The organism is Pantoea sp. M_10 (assembly GCF_008631515.1).
Lineage (GTDB): Bacteria > Pseudomonadota > Gammaproteobacteria > Enterobacterales > Enterobacteriaceae > Pantoea > Pantoea anthophila.
In genome coordinates, this window is record NZ_VWUL01000009.1 from 73,298 (window position 1) to 89,872 (window position 16,575).

Sequence of the window (16,575 nt, forward strand, 5' to 3'; positions counted from 1 at the left end):
GTCAGTCAGTATGAAAATCTTCCAGCGCTATAATCCGCTGCAAATAGCGAAATATGTCAAAACGCTGTTCAAAGGAAGGTTGTATATCAAGGACGTTGGCGCGTTCGAGTTCGATAAAGGGAAGGTGTTAATCCCGCGCGTCAAAGACAAACAGCACCTGAGCGTGATGTCAGAAATTAACCGCCAGGTCGTTCGTCTCAAGCTTGAGTTCAACTAATCAAAAGGGCGCCGATGGCGCCCTGAGTGTTTTGTAAGCCAGACCCTTCGCTATCCCTGCTCGTCTTCGCTTTTTGTCATGCTCAGCACCGGCGGTCGTTCATCGATGCGGGTGACCAGCAGCTGATCGATGCGGTAGCTGTCAATATCCACCACCTCGAACTTGTAGCCGGCAAACTTCACAAAGTCGGTTCGCTTCGGGATCTTGCGCAGCATATACATCATAAAGCCGCCGATGGTTTCGTAGTTGCCTGACTGCGGGAAATCGTCGATGTCCAGCACGCGCATCACGTCATCAATCGGCGTGCCGCCTTCGACCAGCCACGAGTTCTCATCACGCGCGACGATCTGCTCTTCCATGCCCTGACCGACCAGATCTCCCATCAGCGTGGTCATCACGTCGTTCAGGGTAATGATGCCCACCACCAGCGCATATTCGTTCATGATTACCGCAAAATCTTCACCGGCGGTTTTGAAACTTTCCAGCGCTTCGGAGAGGGTCAGCGTATCCGGCACAATCAGCGCAGAACGAATCTGCAGGCCGCTGTTCAGCGCCATACTCTGGTTGCCCAGCACGCGCAGCAGCAGCTCTTTGGAGTCGACATAGCCGACGATATGGTCGATATCCCCGCTGCAGACTAAAAACTTGGAGTGCGGATGTTCGGCGATTTTGCTCTTAAGGCTGGCCTCATCTTCATGCAGATCAAACCAGACGATGTTCTCACGCGAGGTCATGGAAGAGGGAACGGTTCGTGACTCCAGCTCAAACACGTTTTCAATCAGCTCATGCTCCTGCTTACGCAGCACGCCCGCCAGCGCACCGGCTTCCACCACCGCGTAGATATCATCGGAGGTGATGTCATCTTTACGCACCATTGGCAGCTTGAAGAGGCGGAAGAAGACGTTAGCCAGACCGTTAAACAGCCAGACCAGCGGACGCATCACCAGCAGGCAGAAACGCATCGGGTTGATGATGCGCAGCGCGATGGTTTCGGGGGCGACCATTCCAACCCGCTTTGGGGTCAAGTCGGCGAACAGGATAAACAGGCTGGTCACGATGGTGAAGGAGCAGATAAAGCTGAGCTGCTCAGCCAGTTCCGGCGGGACGAAGCGGCTGAAGAGGCCGCTGAAGACCGGTGAAAAGGCAGCGTCACCGACGATACCGCCGAGGATGGCGACGGCGTTAAGGCCAATCTGGACGACGGTAAAAAACATACCCGGCGTTTCCTGCATTTTCAGGACGCGCTGCGCGTTAACGTTGCCTTCATCGGCGAGCAGTTTCAGTTTGATCTTGCGGGCGGCTGCCAGCGAGATCTCCGACAGAGAGAAAAAAGCACTGACGACAATCAGTAAAAGAATGACAAGTAAGCTATCTAACATAAGTGATCCAAAGGGTTATCCACTTGTCATTTTTGGCCTGGGCAGCGTGAGCAAGCGCGAACGGGGCGATTACTCGTTAAACAGGGCTATCCGTGCCAAAAATGTCTGCGCCAGTTCGACAGGCTGAACGCTGCCGGGGCAGAAATGAAAACAGGCGGGATGCCTGTGGCTGCAGATTATAGCAGGAGCGCTTATCAGCCCGCCAGAGGGCAAACCGCCGGTTCGGGCGGCATTCACGGTCAGGGCGGTCAGTAGCCCGCTCAGATTTCTCTGAGTGACTCCATCAGGCAGGGTCATTCCCCGCCGCAGGAGTTGTATCGATCTTCTCATTTACCGACAATAGCCCGGATATTTGACTTAGATGTTACTGCTACGCCGCCATTTGGCATAAAGTGCGGCTATGATAGGGGTGTTGCCGTTGCGGTAGTGCGGGCAAAGATGATTAATAAGCGCCCCGCGGAAAAGGGGCCGGCATGATTAACAGGAGTACAGGTGCCACGATTTCATATTTATTGCATGGCTGGCCTGCTGCTTGCTGCGCCTGCCCTTGAGGCGGCGACTGTGCGATTACAGGTAGACGGCTTAACCGGGGATCTGCAGCGAAATGTCAGAGCACGCCTCTCCACCATCGGCAGCGATGAAGTCTCAAATGATGGTCGCTTTCGTGCACGCGTCTCTGTCGCGATAAAAGAAGGCCTGCGCGCGCTGGGTTACTACGAACCTGAGATCGACTTTGAATCCCGTCCTGCCCCCGCGCAGGGGGGACGGCCGGTGCTGATCGCGCACGTGAAACCGGGTCCGCCGGTTAAAATCGGCGGCAGCACCATCGTGCTGGAAGGGGATGCCCGCAATGATGCCGACTACAAAGAGTGGATAGCCCAGGGGCGTCCCAAAGTCGGCACGCAGCTTAACCACGGGCAGTACGATCGCTTTAAAAGCGGCTTCTCGAATCTCGCGCTGCGCAACGGCTATTTCGATGGCACCTTTAAAAAAAGCCAGCTGGGGGTGTCGGTCGAGCGGCATGAAGCGTTCTGGGATATCGACTACGACAGCGGCGAGCGTTACCGTTTTGGCGACGTGACGTTTCAGGGCTCGCAGATTCGTGAAGCGTACCTGCAGAACCTGGTGCCCTTTGAAAAGGGCGACTACTACAGCTCGCGCGATCTGGCTGAACTGAACCGTCGCCTCTCCGCCACCGGCTGGTTTAACTCCGTGGTCGTTGCACCGGAGTTCAGCAAAGGCCGGAAAACAAAAGTGCTGCCGCTGAATGCCGTGATGTCGCCGCGCACCGAAAACACCATCGAAACCGGGGTCGGCTACTCCACCGACGTCGGCCCGCGCCTGAAAGGCACCTGGAAAAAGCCGTGGGTTAACGACAGAGGCCACAGCCTGGCGGCCAGCGCCTACATTTCCGCGCCGGAACAGCAGGTCGATCTCAGCTACAAAGTGCCCCTGCTGAAAAGCCCGCTGGAGCAGTACTACACCTTCTCCGGCGGCCTGAAGCGCACCGACCTCAATGACACCAAAGCCGACACCACGACGCTGGCGATGTCGCGCAACTGGGACAGCAGCAGCGGCTGGCAGAAAGCGGTCAACCTGCGCTGGAGCCTGGATCACTTTACTCAGGGCAGCGTGACCAATACCACCATGCTGCTCTATCCCGGCGTCAGCGTAAACCGCACCCGCTCGCGTGGCGGCCTGATGCCAACCTGGGGCGATTCTCAGCGCTACTCAGCGGACGTCTCCGATACCACCTGGGGTTCAGACGTTGACTTCCTGATTCTGCAGGCGCAGAACGTCTGGATCCGTACCCTCGGCGACAGCCACCGCTTTGTGGCGCGCGGCAATCTTGGCTGGATCGAAACCAACGACTTTGAAAAAGTCCCGCCGGATCTGCGCTTCTTTGCCGGTGGTGACCGCAGTATTCGTGGCTACAAATATAAGAACATCTCACCGCGTGATGAGGATGGCAAACTCACCGGTGCGTCAAAACTGGCCACCGGCTCGCTGGAGTATCAGTACAACGTCAGCGGCAAATGGTGGGGAGCGGTATTTGTCGACTCCGGTGAAGCGGTCAACGACATCAAACAGAGTAACGTGAAAACCGGTGCGGGCGTCGGCGTGCGCTGGTCGTCACCGGTGGGTCCCATCAAATTAGACATCGCCAGACCTATCGGAGATGACGATGCACATGGACTGCAATTTTATATAGGACTGGGGCCAGAACTATGAAGCTGTGGAAAAAGGTCCTCATCGGCATCCTGATCTTTCTGGTGCTGCTGCTGGGTGGGGTGGCATTTTTAATCGGCACCACGCCGGGGCTGCATCTGGTGCTGAATGGCGCGTCGCGCTGGGTACCGGGCCTGTCAATCAAACAGGTCGAGGGCGGCTGGCGTAACCTGACCCTGAGCGGTCTGCGTTACGAAATGCCTGGCGTCAGTGTGGATGCCGGACAGATCCATCTGGCGGTGAACCTTAACTGCCTGCTGCATTCGTCGGTCTGCGTGAATGATATCTCCCTGCGTGATATCAGCGTGGTGGTCGACAGTAAAAAGATGACGCCTGCCGCGCCAGCGCCGGAAGAGGAGAGCGGCTCGACCAACCTCAGCACGCCCTATCCGATTACGCTGCGCCATCTTGGCCTGCACAATATCAATGTCAAAGTGGATGACACCGCGATTTCGCTGCTCGACTTTACCACCGGTCTGCAGTGGCAGGATCGTGCGCTGACGCTCAATCCTACCCATATTCAAAGCCTGCTGATTGCGCTGCCGAAAGCAGCCAAAGTCGTGAACGAACAGGTGGTGGAGCCGAAAGTTCAGCAGCCGCATCCGGCTGAGAAACCCTTGGGTGAAACGCTGCAGGCGATGTTTGCACAACCGCTGCTGCCTGCGCTGCCCGATTTCCGTCTGCCGCTGGATATCGACATTCAGCAGATCCTGGGAGAACAGCTGCGCATCACCGGCGACACCGATATTTCGGTCAGCCGCCTGCTGATGAAAGCGAAAACTGCCGACCGGCAGATGCAGCTGACCACGCTGGAGGTTGACTCTGACCTCGGCAATCTCAGAGGCAGCGGGCAGGCGACGCTGGCCGATAACTGGCCGGTCGATTTTGCCCTGAATGGCACGGTCAACACCGATCCGGTCAAAGGCGAAAAGATTGCGCTGAAACTTAACGGCGCGATGCGCGACGAGCTGAAGCTGGCGCTGAACCTCTCCGGCCCGGTGGATGCACAGCTCAGCGCCGCGACCCAGCTGGCGGTGGCGGGGCTGCCGCTGTCGCTGCAGCTGACCAGCCCGAAACTGCGCTGGCCGCTGACAGGCCCGGTCGCCTATCAGGCCGATAATCTGGACTATCAGTTCAAAGGCAAAGCCACCGACTATGTGATGTCACTGCAGACCGCCGTGAAGGGGGAGTCGGTGCCACCGGCGACCGTCTCACTGACCGGTAAAGGCAACGTTGAGCAGTTCAGTCTCGATCGCCTGCGCGTGGCTGCGCTGCAGGGCAACATCGACCTTACCGCGCTGGTGGACTGGAGCAAGGCGATCAGCTGGCGCAGCGAACTGACGCTGGCGGGGATCAATACGGCTAAACAGTATCCCGACTGGCCGGCGCGACTGGATGGCAAAATCACCACCCGCGGCAGTCTCTATGGCGGCAGCTGGCAGCTGAGCGTGCCGCAGCTGCAGCTGAAAGGGAATGTGAAACAGAACGCCGTCACCGCAGATGGCTCCCTGACCGGCAACAGCTACAACCAGTGGACGGTGCCGGGCATTAAGCTGGCACTGGGACGCAACCAGCTGGATGTCAAAGGGTCGCTGGGCGACCGTCTGGATCTGGATGCCAGCATCAATGCGCCGCAACTCGACAATGAGCTTCCCGGTCTGGGCGGCGTCGTCAACGGGGCCATCAAAGCGCGCGGCACCCTGAAGGCACCGCAGCTGCTGGCCGATCTCAATGGCCGGGGCCTGCGCTGGCAGCAGATGCGGATTAATCGCGTTACGCTCAAGGGCGACGTGCGCTCTGACGAACAGGTGGCGGGCAAACTGCAGCTGCGCGTCGAACAGCTGCAGCAGGATGCGCTGAACATCAGCCTGCTGACCCTGAATGCTGACGGCAATGAGCAGCAGCATCAGCTGAAACTCAACGTGCAGGGCAAACCGGTCTCCGGCCAGCTGGCGCTCAACGGCAGCTTTGATCGCCAGACGCAGCGCTGGCGAGGGTCACTGAACGACACCCACTTCGATACGCCGGTGGGCGAATGGCGACTGACCCGTGCGATGGCCATCGACTATCTCAACAGCCGTCAGACGGCGACCATCGGACCGCACTGCTGGCAGAACCCCAATGCCCGCCTCTGCGTACCGGAACCGGTTGAAGCGGGCCCGGAGGGGCATGCCCATGTGGTGCTGAACCGCTTTGACCTGGCGATGGTGAAACCCTTTATGCCGGATGCCACCCAGCTCAGCGGCCTGTTCAGCGGCGACGTGCGCGTCAACTGGACGGCTGACGGGGCGCTGCCGACCGGAACGGTCGCGCTGAAGGGCAACGGCGTCAAGGTGGTGCAGGATGTGCAGGGCAATAACCTGCCGATCGCCTTTGATACGCTGAACCTCAATGCCGCACTGCGAAACGGTCGCGCGCAGCTCGACTGGCTGATCCGCATTGCCGGTAACGGGCAGCTGGATGGCAACGTGCAGATCGACGATCCGCAAAGCCGCCGCACGCTGGGCGGTAACGTCAACATCCGCAACGTCTCACTGGCGATGCTCAACCCGGCGCTGATGCAGGGCGAGAAGATCAAAGGCAGCCTCAACAGCAGCCTGCGTCTTGGCGGCAGCGTGCAGCAGCCGCAGGTCTATGGCCAGCTTGGCCTGACCGGGGTGGATGTGGATGGCAACTTTATGCCGGTTGACCTCACGGCCGCCAGCCTCAACCTGGTGTTCAATGGCATGAGCTCCACCCTGAACGGGCTGGTGCAGACCAGCCAGGGCAACATCAACCTCAGCGGTAATGCGGACTGGAGCCAGCTCGACAACTGGCGCGCCCGCGTCGCCGCGCAGGGCAGCCGGGTTCGCGTCACGGTGCCGCCGATGGTGCGCATGGATGTCTCGCCGGATCTGGTCTTTGAAGCGACGCCTGCCGCCTTTAACCTCGATGGACGGGTCGATATTCCGTGGGCGCGCATCACGGTGCAGGAAGTACCGGAGAGCGCCACGGGCGTTTCGTCGGATGAGGTGATGCTGGATAAACAGCTGAAGCCGATTGCGCCACAGACCGCGGCGATTCCGATCAACAGTAATCTGGTGATCCATGTCGGCAACGATGTGCGCCTCTCCGCCTTTGGTCTGAAAGCGCGACTGAATGGCGACCTGAAGCTGGTGCAGGATCGGTCGGGCCTCGGCTTGAACGGTCAGATCAACATCCCGTCCGGCCGCTTCCACGCTTACGGTCAGGATCTGATCGTGCGTAAAGGTGAACTGCAGTTCGCCGGCCCGCCGGATCAGCCCTACATCAACCTGGAGGCGATTCGTAACCCGGATGCCACCGAAGATGGCGTCACCGCGGGTCTGCGCGTCACCGGCCTGGCGGATGAGCCGAAAGCGGAAGTCTTCTCCGACCCGGCGATGTCGCAGCAGGAGGCGCTTTCTTACCTGCTGCGCGGTCAGGGACTCGGCAAAGATGGCGACAGTAATGCCCTCACTTCTGCGCTTGTGGGCTTAGGGGTTGCACAAAGTGGGCAGGTTGTGGGTAAAATCGGGGAGACTTTCGGTGTCAGTAATCTGGCTCTTGATACTGCGGGTGTTGGCGACAGCCAGCAGGTGCAGGTCAGCGGCTATGTACTGCCGGGTCTGCAGGTAAAATACGGTGTTGGCATATTTGATTCACTGGCGACGTTAACCTTGCGTTACCGCCTGATGCCCAAACTCTATCTGGAAGCCGTGTCCGGTGTGGATCAGGCTCTCGATTTGCTCTATCAGTTTGAGTTTTAGCAATGCGAATAATTGTCTACGGCAGTTTACGGCGCAAACAGGGAAACAGTCACTGGATGACGAATGCGCAGTGGCTGGGTGATCACCAGATTGAAGGCTTTGAGCTTTACAGTCTGGGCCATTATCCCGGCGTTATTGAGGGCAACGGCGCGGTACAGTGTGAAGTGTACCGCATTGATGCCTCAACCCTTGCGGAGCTGGATGCGCTTCGCACCAAAGGGGGAGAGTACAAACGTTTTCTGACTCAGACGCCGTTTGGCAGTGCATGGCTTTATGTCTATCAACGCTCAGTGGCAGGACGCCAGCGCATTACGAGCGGCGACTGGCTGAAGCGCGATGCGGAGCCAGAGGCCTGAACAAAAACACCGTCCTGATGGACGGTGTTTTTTTTTTCGACTCACAAACGGGCAGCAGGCTTATTTCTTCTGTGCGCGCTCGAAAGAGGAGATGATTTCGGCTTTCGCGGCTTCGGCGTTGTCCCAGCCATCCACTTTCACCCATTTGCCTTTTTCCAGATCTTTGTAGTGCTCAAAGAAGTGGGTGATCTGCGCACGCAGCAGCTCTGGCAGGTCGTTCACATCTTTGATGTGATCGTACTCTTTAGAGAGTTTGGTGTGCGGCACGGCAACCAGTTTGGCATCTTCGCCAGACTCGTCGGTCATTTTCAGTACGCCAACCGGACGGCAGCGGATCACGGAGCCCGGTACCAGTGGGTACGGGGTCGGAACCAGTACGTCAACCGGGTCACCATCCAGAGAGAGGGTGTGGTTGATATAGCCGTAGTTGCACGGATAGAACATCGCGGTAGACATGAAACGGTCTACAAACAGGGCACCAGACTCTTTATCAACTTCATATTTGATCGGATCAGCATTCGCTGGGATCTCAATGACAACGTAGATATCTTCTGGCAGGTCTTTACCTGCTGGCACCTGGTTCAAACTCATCGGGTATTCCTTCAGTAGTCGTATGTTGAGTGTCGGCTATTATAGCCAACTGACTCTGAAAGTATGCCCTCTTTTTGGCGTTTCGGAATGCGCCCTAAGGCTACTTCGCCGACACAAACAGCGAAACGATTCCTGCGGCTATCAGTGGCCCTACCGGCACGCCACGGAAGAACGCCACGCCAATCACCGTACCAATCAGCAGGCCCCCGATAACCGACGGCTGAACGCTCATAAAACTGACGCCACGACCGCCGAGCCAGGCCACAAAAATGCCCACCAGGATAGCCACAATCGACTTCCAGCTGGCAAAGGATTTGATCAGCGCAGCGGCCGGCAGAGAGCCGCTGGCCAGCGGGGCCATCACGGCCACCGTCAGGATAATGATGCCTAAGGTAATGCCCTGTTTTTCCACGTAGGGAAAGAACTGTGCCAGCGGGGTTACTTTGATTGCCAGCAGCACCAGAATCGACAGGGTGACCGCGTTGTTGTGCACGAAATAGCTCAGCACGGCGAGGCCAATCAGAATAAGCGTTGAAGCGTAAGCGGCCATGGTTTCTCCCTGAAGGTCATTGAACGCGCCAGCCTCAGCCAGCGCAAAATCGGGTCAGATCAGCAGTCGTCGGGGTTAGCGCAACTGCCCCTTGCCATCGCCTGCAGCATCTGCGCCTGATTGCGCACCAGGCTCAGACGCTGGGCGCTCAGCGCCACACTGCCCAGAGAGCCCTGTGAACTGAGCTGGCTGTAGCCCGCCTCAAGCCAGCTGTCCCGATAGCTCAGCCAGGCGCGCTGAGCAGCACGCAGTTTATCCCGGGGTTCGCCGGTGAGGGTTTTCATCAGCCTGCCGTACTCCTTATTCATCGCCTGATCCCAGGCCTGAGTGGCGGCAGCGTAACACTGGTTCATGTCCAGCGTGGTCCGGGCGTTATTCAGGCAGCGGTCGAGCGAGGCATCTGACGGCAGATCCCCCGCTATCGTCACCGTGCTGGTCAGCAGCAGCGTCAGAAACAGGCCTGCTTTCATCGTGTTTCTCCGGGTCGGGGGTAAGCGGCGATTAGCTTGATTGATGTTTCCGTGATGATCAAGCTGTTAACACTCAATCAGGGTTAAAGTTTCGGTCCGTTACTGCCGATATCTGTTCCGTTTTAGGGCCGCTGGACATTTCGCCTATTCTCATAAACGGAAACGATCAAGATGAAACAGTTATCACTTCGCACGGGGTTGCTGGCACTGCTGGCATTTATGACACTGCTGCTGTTGGCGGTGAGTTTTATGGGTATTGTGGCAATTAACAAAGGGAACCGCTCGCTGGATGTTATCAACCGCATTCAGGGGATCGAGCTGAACAGTCTTTATCAGAGCAATGCAGATTTAATGCGGGCCCGCGCGAACGCGGCGCTGGCGGTACGAAAAATTGAAATCGGCATGCTGGAAGAGGGCGCCGCCGTCACCCGACTGTCGCAGGCGGATGTCGACTCCTCCCAGCAACAGCTCAAGCGCTTTATCGATGCCGGAACGGTGACGGCACACGGTAAAATGCTGGCGGATGCGATTTCAGCCAGCTACAAGGCCTATCTCGACCAGGGCATCAAGCCGATGATGAGCGCCCTGGACAAGCAATACACCGACGAGTATTACCAGCTGCTGGAAGGCAACCTGGCGACGCTGGCGGCCAGCTACAACAAGGCGGTCACGGACTTCAGCCAGTTCGCCGATCAGGTCACGGCGGCGCAGCTGGTGCAGGCGGCCCATAACGAAACCAAAATGAAAATCCTGATCGCCGTGGCGGTGGCCTTAACCCTGCTGCTGCTGGTGCTCGCCTGGCAACTGCTGCGCCGGATGCTGCTGCAGCCGCTGGATAGCGCGATTGTGCATCTTGAGCAGATCGCAGCGGGCGATCTCTCTCAGGTGCTGCCGCCGTCCAGCAACAACGAGCTGGGACGCCTTAACCATGCGCTGACCGGGATGCAGCAGTCGCTGCGTCACTCCGTCAGTCAGGTGCGTGAGGCGAGTATGCAGATCGACCTCGGCAGCCGTGAACTGGCCGCCGGCAACGTCAACCTGTCACAGCGTACGGAAGAGTCTGCCGCTTCGCTTGAGCAGACGGCGGCCAGCATGGAGCAGCTGACGGCAACGGTGCGGCTTAACGCCAGCAACGCCCAGCAGGCCCATCAGCTGGCGAATGCGGTCTCCGATACCGCCGACCGCGGCGCAGAGGTAGTCTGCTATGTGATGGAAAAAATGCATGAGATTACCGACAGCGCCAATCGCATCGGCGATATTCTCAGCGTGATCGACGGCATCGCGTTCCAGACCAACATCCTGGCGCTCAACGCTGCCGTTGAAGCGGCACGTGCGGGCGAGCAGGGCCGTGGCTTTGCGGTGGTGGCGAATGAAGTGCGTACGCTGGCGCAGCGCAGTGCTAATGCAGCCAAAGAGATCCGCACGCTGATCAGCGATTCACAGTCGCGGGTCAAAGAGGGCAGTGAGATGGCGACGCGTGCCGGGGAAACCATGGATGAGATTTCCGGTGAGGTGATGCGCGTGACCTCACTGATGAAGGAGATCTCCATGGCGTCTGACGAGCAGAGTCGTGGCATCGAGCAGGTGAATCTGGCGGTCACGCAGATGGACGTGGCGGCGCAGCAGAATGCGGCGCTGGTGGAGCAGGCGAAGGCCGCGACCGAGTCGCTGGAAGCGCAGTCCGATCAGCTTCAGGCAACCATGGCGCAGTTCAGACTGCAGCCAGCGTGATAAAAAAAGGGCGCGATGATCGCGCCCTTTTTTATCTCTGCCGGATTAGCCCTGACGGCAATCCGGGAACTCAGCCAGGAAACGCTCAACGTCGTTGACCATCGCCTCGTTGCCGCAGTAGAACGGGCAGCGCTGATGCAGCGTGACCGGTGGAATGTCCAGAATACGTCTCTGACCGTCGCTGGCTTTACCGCCTGCCTGCTCCGCCAGGAACGCCATCGGGTTGCACTCATAGAGCAGACGCAGCTTGCCCTGAGGATGGCTGGCGGTGCTGGGATAGAGGTAGATGCCGCCTTTCAGCAGATTACGATGGAAATCCGCGACCAGCGATCCGATGTAACGTGAGGTGTAAGGACGGTGCGTTGGCAGATCCTCTTCCTGACAGAACTTCAGATATTTCTTCACGCCCTGCGGGAAACGAATGTAGTTACCTTCGTTGATGGAGTAGGTGTAACCGGTCTCCGGGTAGGTCATACGTTCATGGCTGAGGCAGAAGACACCCAGCGACGGATCGTAGGTAAAGGCATGCACGCCTGCACCGGTGGTGTAAACCATCATGGTGGAGGAGCCGTAAACCACGTAACCGGCCGCGACCTGTTTGTTGCCGGGCTGCATGAAATCCGCTTCAACCACCGGGGTGCCCGGTTCGCTGACGCGATGATAGATAGAGAAAATGGTGCCGACAGAGACGTTAACGTCGATGTTAGACGACCCATCCAGCGGGTCCATTAACACCACATACTTGCCGTTCTCCTCACCTTCGAAGATGACGAACTCGTCTTCTTCCTCAGACGCGATACCGGCGACAATGCCACGCGCTTTCAGTGCGGCCTTCAGTTTTTCGTTGGCAAACAGATCGAGCTTCATCTGCTGTTCACCCTGAACATTTTCCACACCACTGGCACCGAGGATATCCACCAGACCGGCTTTATTGATGTCGCGGTGGATAATTTTGGCACCCAGCTTGATAGCTGAGATCAGCGCCGTCAGTTCCCCTGTGGCGTGCGGAAAGTCGTGCTGCTTCTCGACGATAAATTCGCCCAACGTTTTCATAACACATTCCCTGAATCTGCGATGGAGTGGCAGCACGCGTAACAGTCTGCCAACGGATGCGTACGCAGTTTAGCCGATTGAACTTCAAAAACCATAGTCCTAATCCGTTTCTTCCGTCTGCGAGCAGGGTTACACTGTGCGCCGAACTTTAGAGTAATGGATCACGTTATGCGCATTCACATCCTCGGGATTTGTGGCACTTTTATGGGCGGTCTGGCCGTGCTGGCCCGTTCACTTGGTCATCAGGTGACCGGTTCAGACGCCAACGTTTACCCGCCAATGAGCACATTGCTCGAACAGCAAGGCATTGAATTAACAGAAGGTTACGATGCGAGCCAGCTCGACCCGGCCCCTGACCTGGTGATTATCGGTAATGCGATGACGCGCGGTAATCCCTGTGTGGAAGCGGTGCTGGAACGCAACATTCCTTACCTCTCCGGCCCGCAGTGGCTGCACGATTTCGTGTTACGCGACCGCTGGGTGCTGGCGGTGGCGGGAACCCACGGGAAAACCACCACAGCCGGCATGGCAGCGTGGATTCTCGAGGCCTGCGGCCTGGAACCCGGCTTCATTATTGGTGGGGTGCCAGGAAACTTCGATGTCTCGGCAAAATTAGGAAAAAGTCCATTCTTCGTCATTGAGGCGGATGAGTATGACTGCGCCTTTTTCGACAAGCGTTCCAAGTTTGTCCATTACTGCCCGCGTACCCTGATCCTCAACAACCTTGAGTTCGATCACGCCGATATCTTTGACGACCTGCGGGCGATCCAGAAGCAGTTCCACCATCTGGTCCGGATCGTGCCGGGCCAGGGCAAAATCCTGCTGCCGGAGCATGACGCCAACATCAGGCAGGTGATGGCGATGGGCTGCTGGAGCGAGCAGGAGAGCGTGGGCGACCACGGGCGCTGGCAGGCGAAGAAGCTGACGCCCGATGCCTCGCACTGGGAAATCTGGCTCGACGGCGAGAAGGTCGGCGAGGTGAACTGGGCGCTGGTCGGCGAACACAATATGCATAACGGGTTGATGGCGATCGCCGCCGCGCGTCATGTAGGTGTGAAACCGGAAGATGCAGGCCAGGCGCTGAACAGCTTTATCAATGCGCGTCGCCGGCTGGAGCTGCGTGGCGAAGTGAACAGCATCAAAGTGTATGATGACTTTGCGCACCATCCGACCGCGATTCTGGCAACGCTGGCGGCCCTGCGCAGCAAGGTTGGCGGCAGAGCGCGCATTCTGGCCGTTCTGGAGCCGCGCTCGAATACCATGAAGATGGGCGTCAGCAAAAACGATCTGGCGCCGTCACTGGCGCGGGCGGATGAGGTCTTTTTGTTCCAGCCGCACCACATTCCGTGGCAGGTTTCTGACGTCGCCGAAGCGTGCATTCCGCCTGCGCACTGGAGCGCAGATATCGATACGCTGGTCGAGATGGTGGCGAAAGCCGCACAGCCAGGCGACTCGATTCTGGTGATGAGCAACGGCGGGTTTGGCGGCATTCACCAGAAGCTGCTGGACAGACTGGCCTGAGATGACGGGCGCCCGTAACGGGCGCTCATTTTCCGGTGACGTTCTGACGTGCTTCCTGCTACCGGCCACAACAGACCGGCTATCCGGGCTATCAGGCTTCGGCCAGTTCGCGCAGGTACTGGAAAATCTGACGGGCTGACTTCGGCGGCTTGTTGCCCGCTTTCTCTTTCTGCGCGTTGCGGATCATACTGCGCAGCTGCTGACGGTCGGCGTCAGGATAGAGCGCAATCACGTCGCTGATCGCCTCATCGCCCTGTTCAATCAGACGATCGCGCAGCATTTCCAGTTTATGGAACAGCGCAACCTGCTGGTTGTGGCGGTTCTTGAGCTTGTCCAGCGCAACGCGGATCGGCTCGACATCAATACTGCGCAGCAGTTTACCGATCAGCTGCAGCTGACGGCGACGGCCCTCTTTCTTAATACGCTGCGCCAGTTCGATCTCGGTGCGCAGGCGCTCATCCAGCGGGATCTTATCCAGCGAGTTTTTACCCAGTTCTACCAGTTCGGCGCCCAGGCGTTTTAACTCTTCGGCATCGCGTTTAATTTCACTCTTACTGACCCAGATAATCTCTTCATCTTCCTGTTCGTCATTATCTGGCACATCGTCGAGCCACTCATCGGGCTGTCTGGTCATTTCCGGGCTCCCAAAAAAAAGAGGCTAATCCTACCAGTTTATCGGGTGACTGCGAAATTGTTCTCTGACTCTGATAGACTCAAATCATTCACACATAAGATTAGACGGCAGGTCGATGAACGTATCTACTCAGGTTGCAGAACAGCGAAAAGTACTGGAGCAGGCGATTGCGCAGGCACTTGAACTGGCTAAAGCAAGCACTGACAGCGCGGAAGTAGCGGTCAGTAAAACCACCGGCATCGGGGTCAGCACCCGCTATGGCGAAGTGGAAAACGTCGAATTCAACAGCGACGGTGCGCTGGGCATCACCGTCTATCATCAGAACCGTAAAGGCAGCGCCTCATCGACCGACCTCAGCCCGGACGCGATCAAACGTACCGTGCAGGCGGCGATCGATATTGCGCGCTACACCTCGCCCGATCCCTTTGCCGGCCCGGCGGATGCGGCGCTGCTGGCCTATGATGCGCCAGATCTGGATCTCTACCACCCGTGGGAGATTGATGCCGACCGCGCCATTGAACTGGCCGCGCAGGCCGAAGAGGCTTCACTGCGCGCAGACAAGCGTATCACCAACACCGAAGGCGGCAGCTTTAATAGTCATGTCGGCATTAAGGTGTTCGGTAACAGCCATGGCATGCTGCAGAGCTACTGCTCAAGCCGTCACTCGCTCTCCAGCTGCGTGATCGCCGAGCTGGATGGCAACATGGAGCGCGACTACGCCTACACCATCGGCCGCGCGTTTGAGGATCTGAAAAGCCCGGAGTGGGTCGGCGCAGAGTGCGCGCGTCGCACGCTCTCCCGTCTTGCCCCACGCAAACTTCCGACCATGAAAGCGCCGGTGATTTTCGCCTCTGAAGTGGCGACCGGCCTGTTTGGTCATCTGGTCGGGGCGATCAGCGGCAGCAGCGTTTACCGGAAATCAACCTTCCTGCTGGACGCGATGGGTCAGCAGATCCTGCCGGAGTGGCTCACCATCAGTGAGCAGCCGCACCTGCTGAAAGGGCTCGCCTCGACGCCATTCGACAGCGAAGGGGTGCGCACCCAGGCGCGCGACATTATCCAGGCGGGCGTCCTGCAGACCTGGCTGTTAACCAGCTACTCCGCCCGTAAACTGGGCCTGACCAGCACCGGTCACGCGGGTGGCATTCACAACTGGCGCATTGCCGGTCAGGGCCACAGCTTTGACGATCTGCTGAAGCAGATGGGCACGGGTCTGGTGGTCACCGAACTGATGGGACAGGGTGTCAGCGCCATCACCGGTGACTACTCGCGCGGTGCGGCCGGTTTCTGGGTCGAAAATGGCGTGATTCAGTATCCGGTCAGTGAAATCACTATCGCCGGTAATCTCAAAGAGATGTGGCGCAATATGGTGACCATCGGCGACGATATCGAAACCCGCAGCAATATTCAGTGCGGTTCAGTCTTACTGCCTGAAATGAAGATAGCGGGACAATAACGACGCATTCCTGAAGCAGCCTGTTGGCTGCTTTTTTTTCGTCACAATAAAAAGGAAGTAATGATGCGTAAGCAGCTAATTGCAATGTTGTCGGCTTCTCTGATGTTCTCCAGCGTCAGCCTCTGTGCGGCGGATCTGGAGCAGGATATGGACACGCTGAATGCGAACCTGAAAATCGTCAAAAAAACGGACGATGCCCGGGAGATGCAGCAGGCATTAACCCGGATGCGTGCGGCAGCGCAGGATGCGAAGCAGTCCACGCCCGACAAGCTGGAAGGTCAGCCTGCTGACAGCGCGCAGATCAAAGATTATCACGCCGGTCTCGACTCTCTGATTGCGCAGATCGACGTGGTCAGCACGCTGGCGAAAGCGAACAACGTGGAGGGCGCAAAGCGCGAAGCCGCGAAGTTTGATGAGATCCGCAATACCAACCATAAGAAATTCCGCTAATCAGACCGCCGGTCAGCCCGACCGGCGGTTTTTTCCATCACTTCTGCTTATCACCGCGCCTTAAAACGTATCGGACCTGCCGCGATGTTGCACAACATCAAGATCCGGCACGGTTAAATTCATTATTTTGCGCACAAAGAGTCATTTTTCGCACGAAGTGTGCACTCTGCG

General features: G+C 57.9%; 14 protein-coding genes. 8 read left to right on the forward strand and 6 right to left on the reverse strand.

The window, feature by feature from the left end; translation table 11 throughout:
• Positions 1 to 10 precede the first annotated feature (10 nt).
• Positions 11 to 217 carry a DUF1107 domain-containing protein gene (locus F3I47_RS19690; RefSeq protein ID WP_003855513.1) on the forward strand — a complete coding sequence of 69 codons (207 nt, stop codon included), beginning with the start codon at positions 11 to 13 and terminating at the stop codon, positions 215 to 217.
• Positions 218 to 267: 50 nt separating this feature from the next.
• Here F3I47_RS19690 and F3I47_RS19695 read toward each other — a convergent pair whose 3' ends face one another.
• Positions 268 to 1,596 carry a hemolysin family protein gene (locus tag F3I47_RS19695; protein WP_009087434.1) on the reverse strand — a complete coding sequence of 443 codons (1,329 nt, stop codon included), beginning with the start codon at positions 1,594 to 1,596 and terminating at the stop codon, positions 268 to 270.
• Positions 1,597 to 2,112: 516 nt separating this feature from the next.
• Between F3I47_RS19695 and F3I47_RS19700 the strand changes: the two genes are divergently transcribed.
• Genes F3I47_RS19700 through F3I47_RS19710 form a run of 3 tightly spaced genes read left to right on the forward strand, consistent with a single transcriptional unit; the run spans position 2,113 to position 7,948 of the window.
• Positions 2,113 to 3,828, forward strand: coding sequence for an autotransporter assembly complex family protein (locus tag F3I47_RS19700; protein ID WP_181161960.1), 1,716 nt, complete (start codon positions 2,113 to 2,115; stop codon positions 3,826 to 3,828).
• Positions 3,825 to 7,592, forward strand: coding sequence for a translocation/assembly module TamB domain-containing protein (locus F3I47_RS19705; protein ID WP_150030238.1), 3,768 nt, complete (start codon positions 3,825 to 3,827; stop codon positions 7,590 to 7,592). Before F3I47_RS19700 ends, F3I47_RS19705 begins: the two co-directional genes overlap by 4 nt.
• 2 nt (positions 7,593 to 7,594) lie before the next feature.
• Complete coding sequence (locus tag F3I47_RS19710; protein WP_009087429.1) at positions 7,595 to 7,948, forward strand: gamma-glutamylcyclotransferase; 354 nt, start codon at positions 7,595 to 7,597, stop codon at positions 7,946 to 7,948.
• A gap of 60 nt (positions 7,949 to 8,008) precedes the next feature.
• Here the strand turns inward: F3I47_RS19710 and ppa are convergent, their stop codons facing one another.
• The 3 genes from ppa to F3I47_RS19725 form a co-directional block, all read right to left on the reverse strand.
• Entirely contained in the window at positions 8,009 to 8,539 is a 531-nt protein-coding gene (gene ppa, locus F3I47_RS19715; RefSeq protein WP_009087427.1) for an inorganic diphosphatase, read from the reverse strand.
• Positions 8,540 to 8,639: 100 nt separating this feature from the next.
• Entirely contained in the window at positions 8,640 to 9,089 is a 450-nt protein-coding gene (locus F3I47_RS19720) for a DUF441 domain-containing protein (RefSeq protein WP_046102597.1), read from the reverse strand.
• 59 nt (positions 9,090 to 9,148) lie between these two features.
• Entirely contained in the window at positions 9,149 to 9,559 is a 411-nt protein-coding gene (locus F3I47_RS19725) for a lysozyme inhibitor LprI family protein (RefSeq protein WP_150030237.1), read from the reverse strand.
• A 171-nt stretch (positions 9,560 to 9,730) separates the two neighbouring features.
• On the opposite strand from F3I47_RS19725, the gene F3I47_RS19730 reads away from it, so the two are divergent.
• On the forward strand, positions 9,731 to 11,290 hold the full coding sequence (locus F3I47_RS19730; protein WP_009087420.1) for a methyl-accepting chemotaxis protein: 1,560 nt from the start codon (positions 9,731 to 9,733) through the stop codon (positions 11,288 to 11,290).
• Positions 11,291 to 11,335: 45 nt separating this feature from the next.
• On the opposite strand, the gene fbp is transcribed toward F3I47_RS19730, so the two are convergent.
• Complete coding sequence (gene fbp / locus F3I47_RS19735; protein ID WP_009087416.1) at positions 11,336 to 12,343, reverse strand: class 1 fructose-bisphosphatase; 1,008 nt, start codon at positions 12,341 to 12,343, stop codon at positions 11,336 to 11,338.
• A 168-nt stretch (positions 12,344 to 12,511) separates the two neighbouring features.
• Here fbp and mpl point away from each other — a divergent pair, with 168 nt between their 5' ends.
• The gene (mpl, locus tag F3I47_RS19740; protein WP_009087414.1) at positions 12,512 to 13,864 is read left to right on the forward strand and encodes a UDP-N-acetylmuramate:L-alanyl-gamma-D-glutamyl-meso-diaminopimelate ligase; all 1,353 of its coding nucleotides are present in this window, start codon (positions 12,512 to 12,514) and stop codon (positions 13,862 to 13,864) included.
• Positions 13,865 to 13,955: 91 nt separating this feature from the next.
• On the opposite strand, the gene yjgA is transcribed toward mpl, so the two are convergent.
• Complete coding sequence (gene yjgA / locus F3I47_RS19745) at positions 13,956 to 14,498, reverse strand: ribosome biogenesis factor YjgA (protein WP_009087413.1); 543 nt, start codon at positions 14,496 to 14,498, stop codon at positions 13,956 to 13,958.
• A gap of 115 nt (positions 14,499 to 14,613) precedes the next feature.
• Between yjgA and pmbA the strand changes: the two genes are divergently transcribed.
• Together pmbA and cybC are read left to right on the forward strand one after the other, a co-directional pair.
• Positions 14,614 to 15,954 carry a metalloprotease PmbA gene (gene pmbA / locus F3I47_RS19750; protein WP_150030236.1) on the forward strand — a complete coding sequence of 447 codons (1,341 nt, stop codon included), beginning with the start codon at positions 14,614 to 14,616 and terminating at the stop codon, positions 15,952 to 15,954.
• A 63-nt stretch (positions 15,955 to 16,017) separates the two neighbouring features.
• Complete coding sequence (gene cybC / locus F3I47_RS19755) at positions 16,018 to 16,404, forward strand: cytochrome b562 (RefSeq protein WP_046102594.1); 387 nt, start codon at positions 16,018 to 16,020, stop codon at positions 16,402 to 16,404.
• The last annotated feature ends 171 nt before the right edge of the window (positions 16,405 to 16,575 follow it).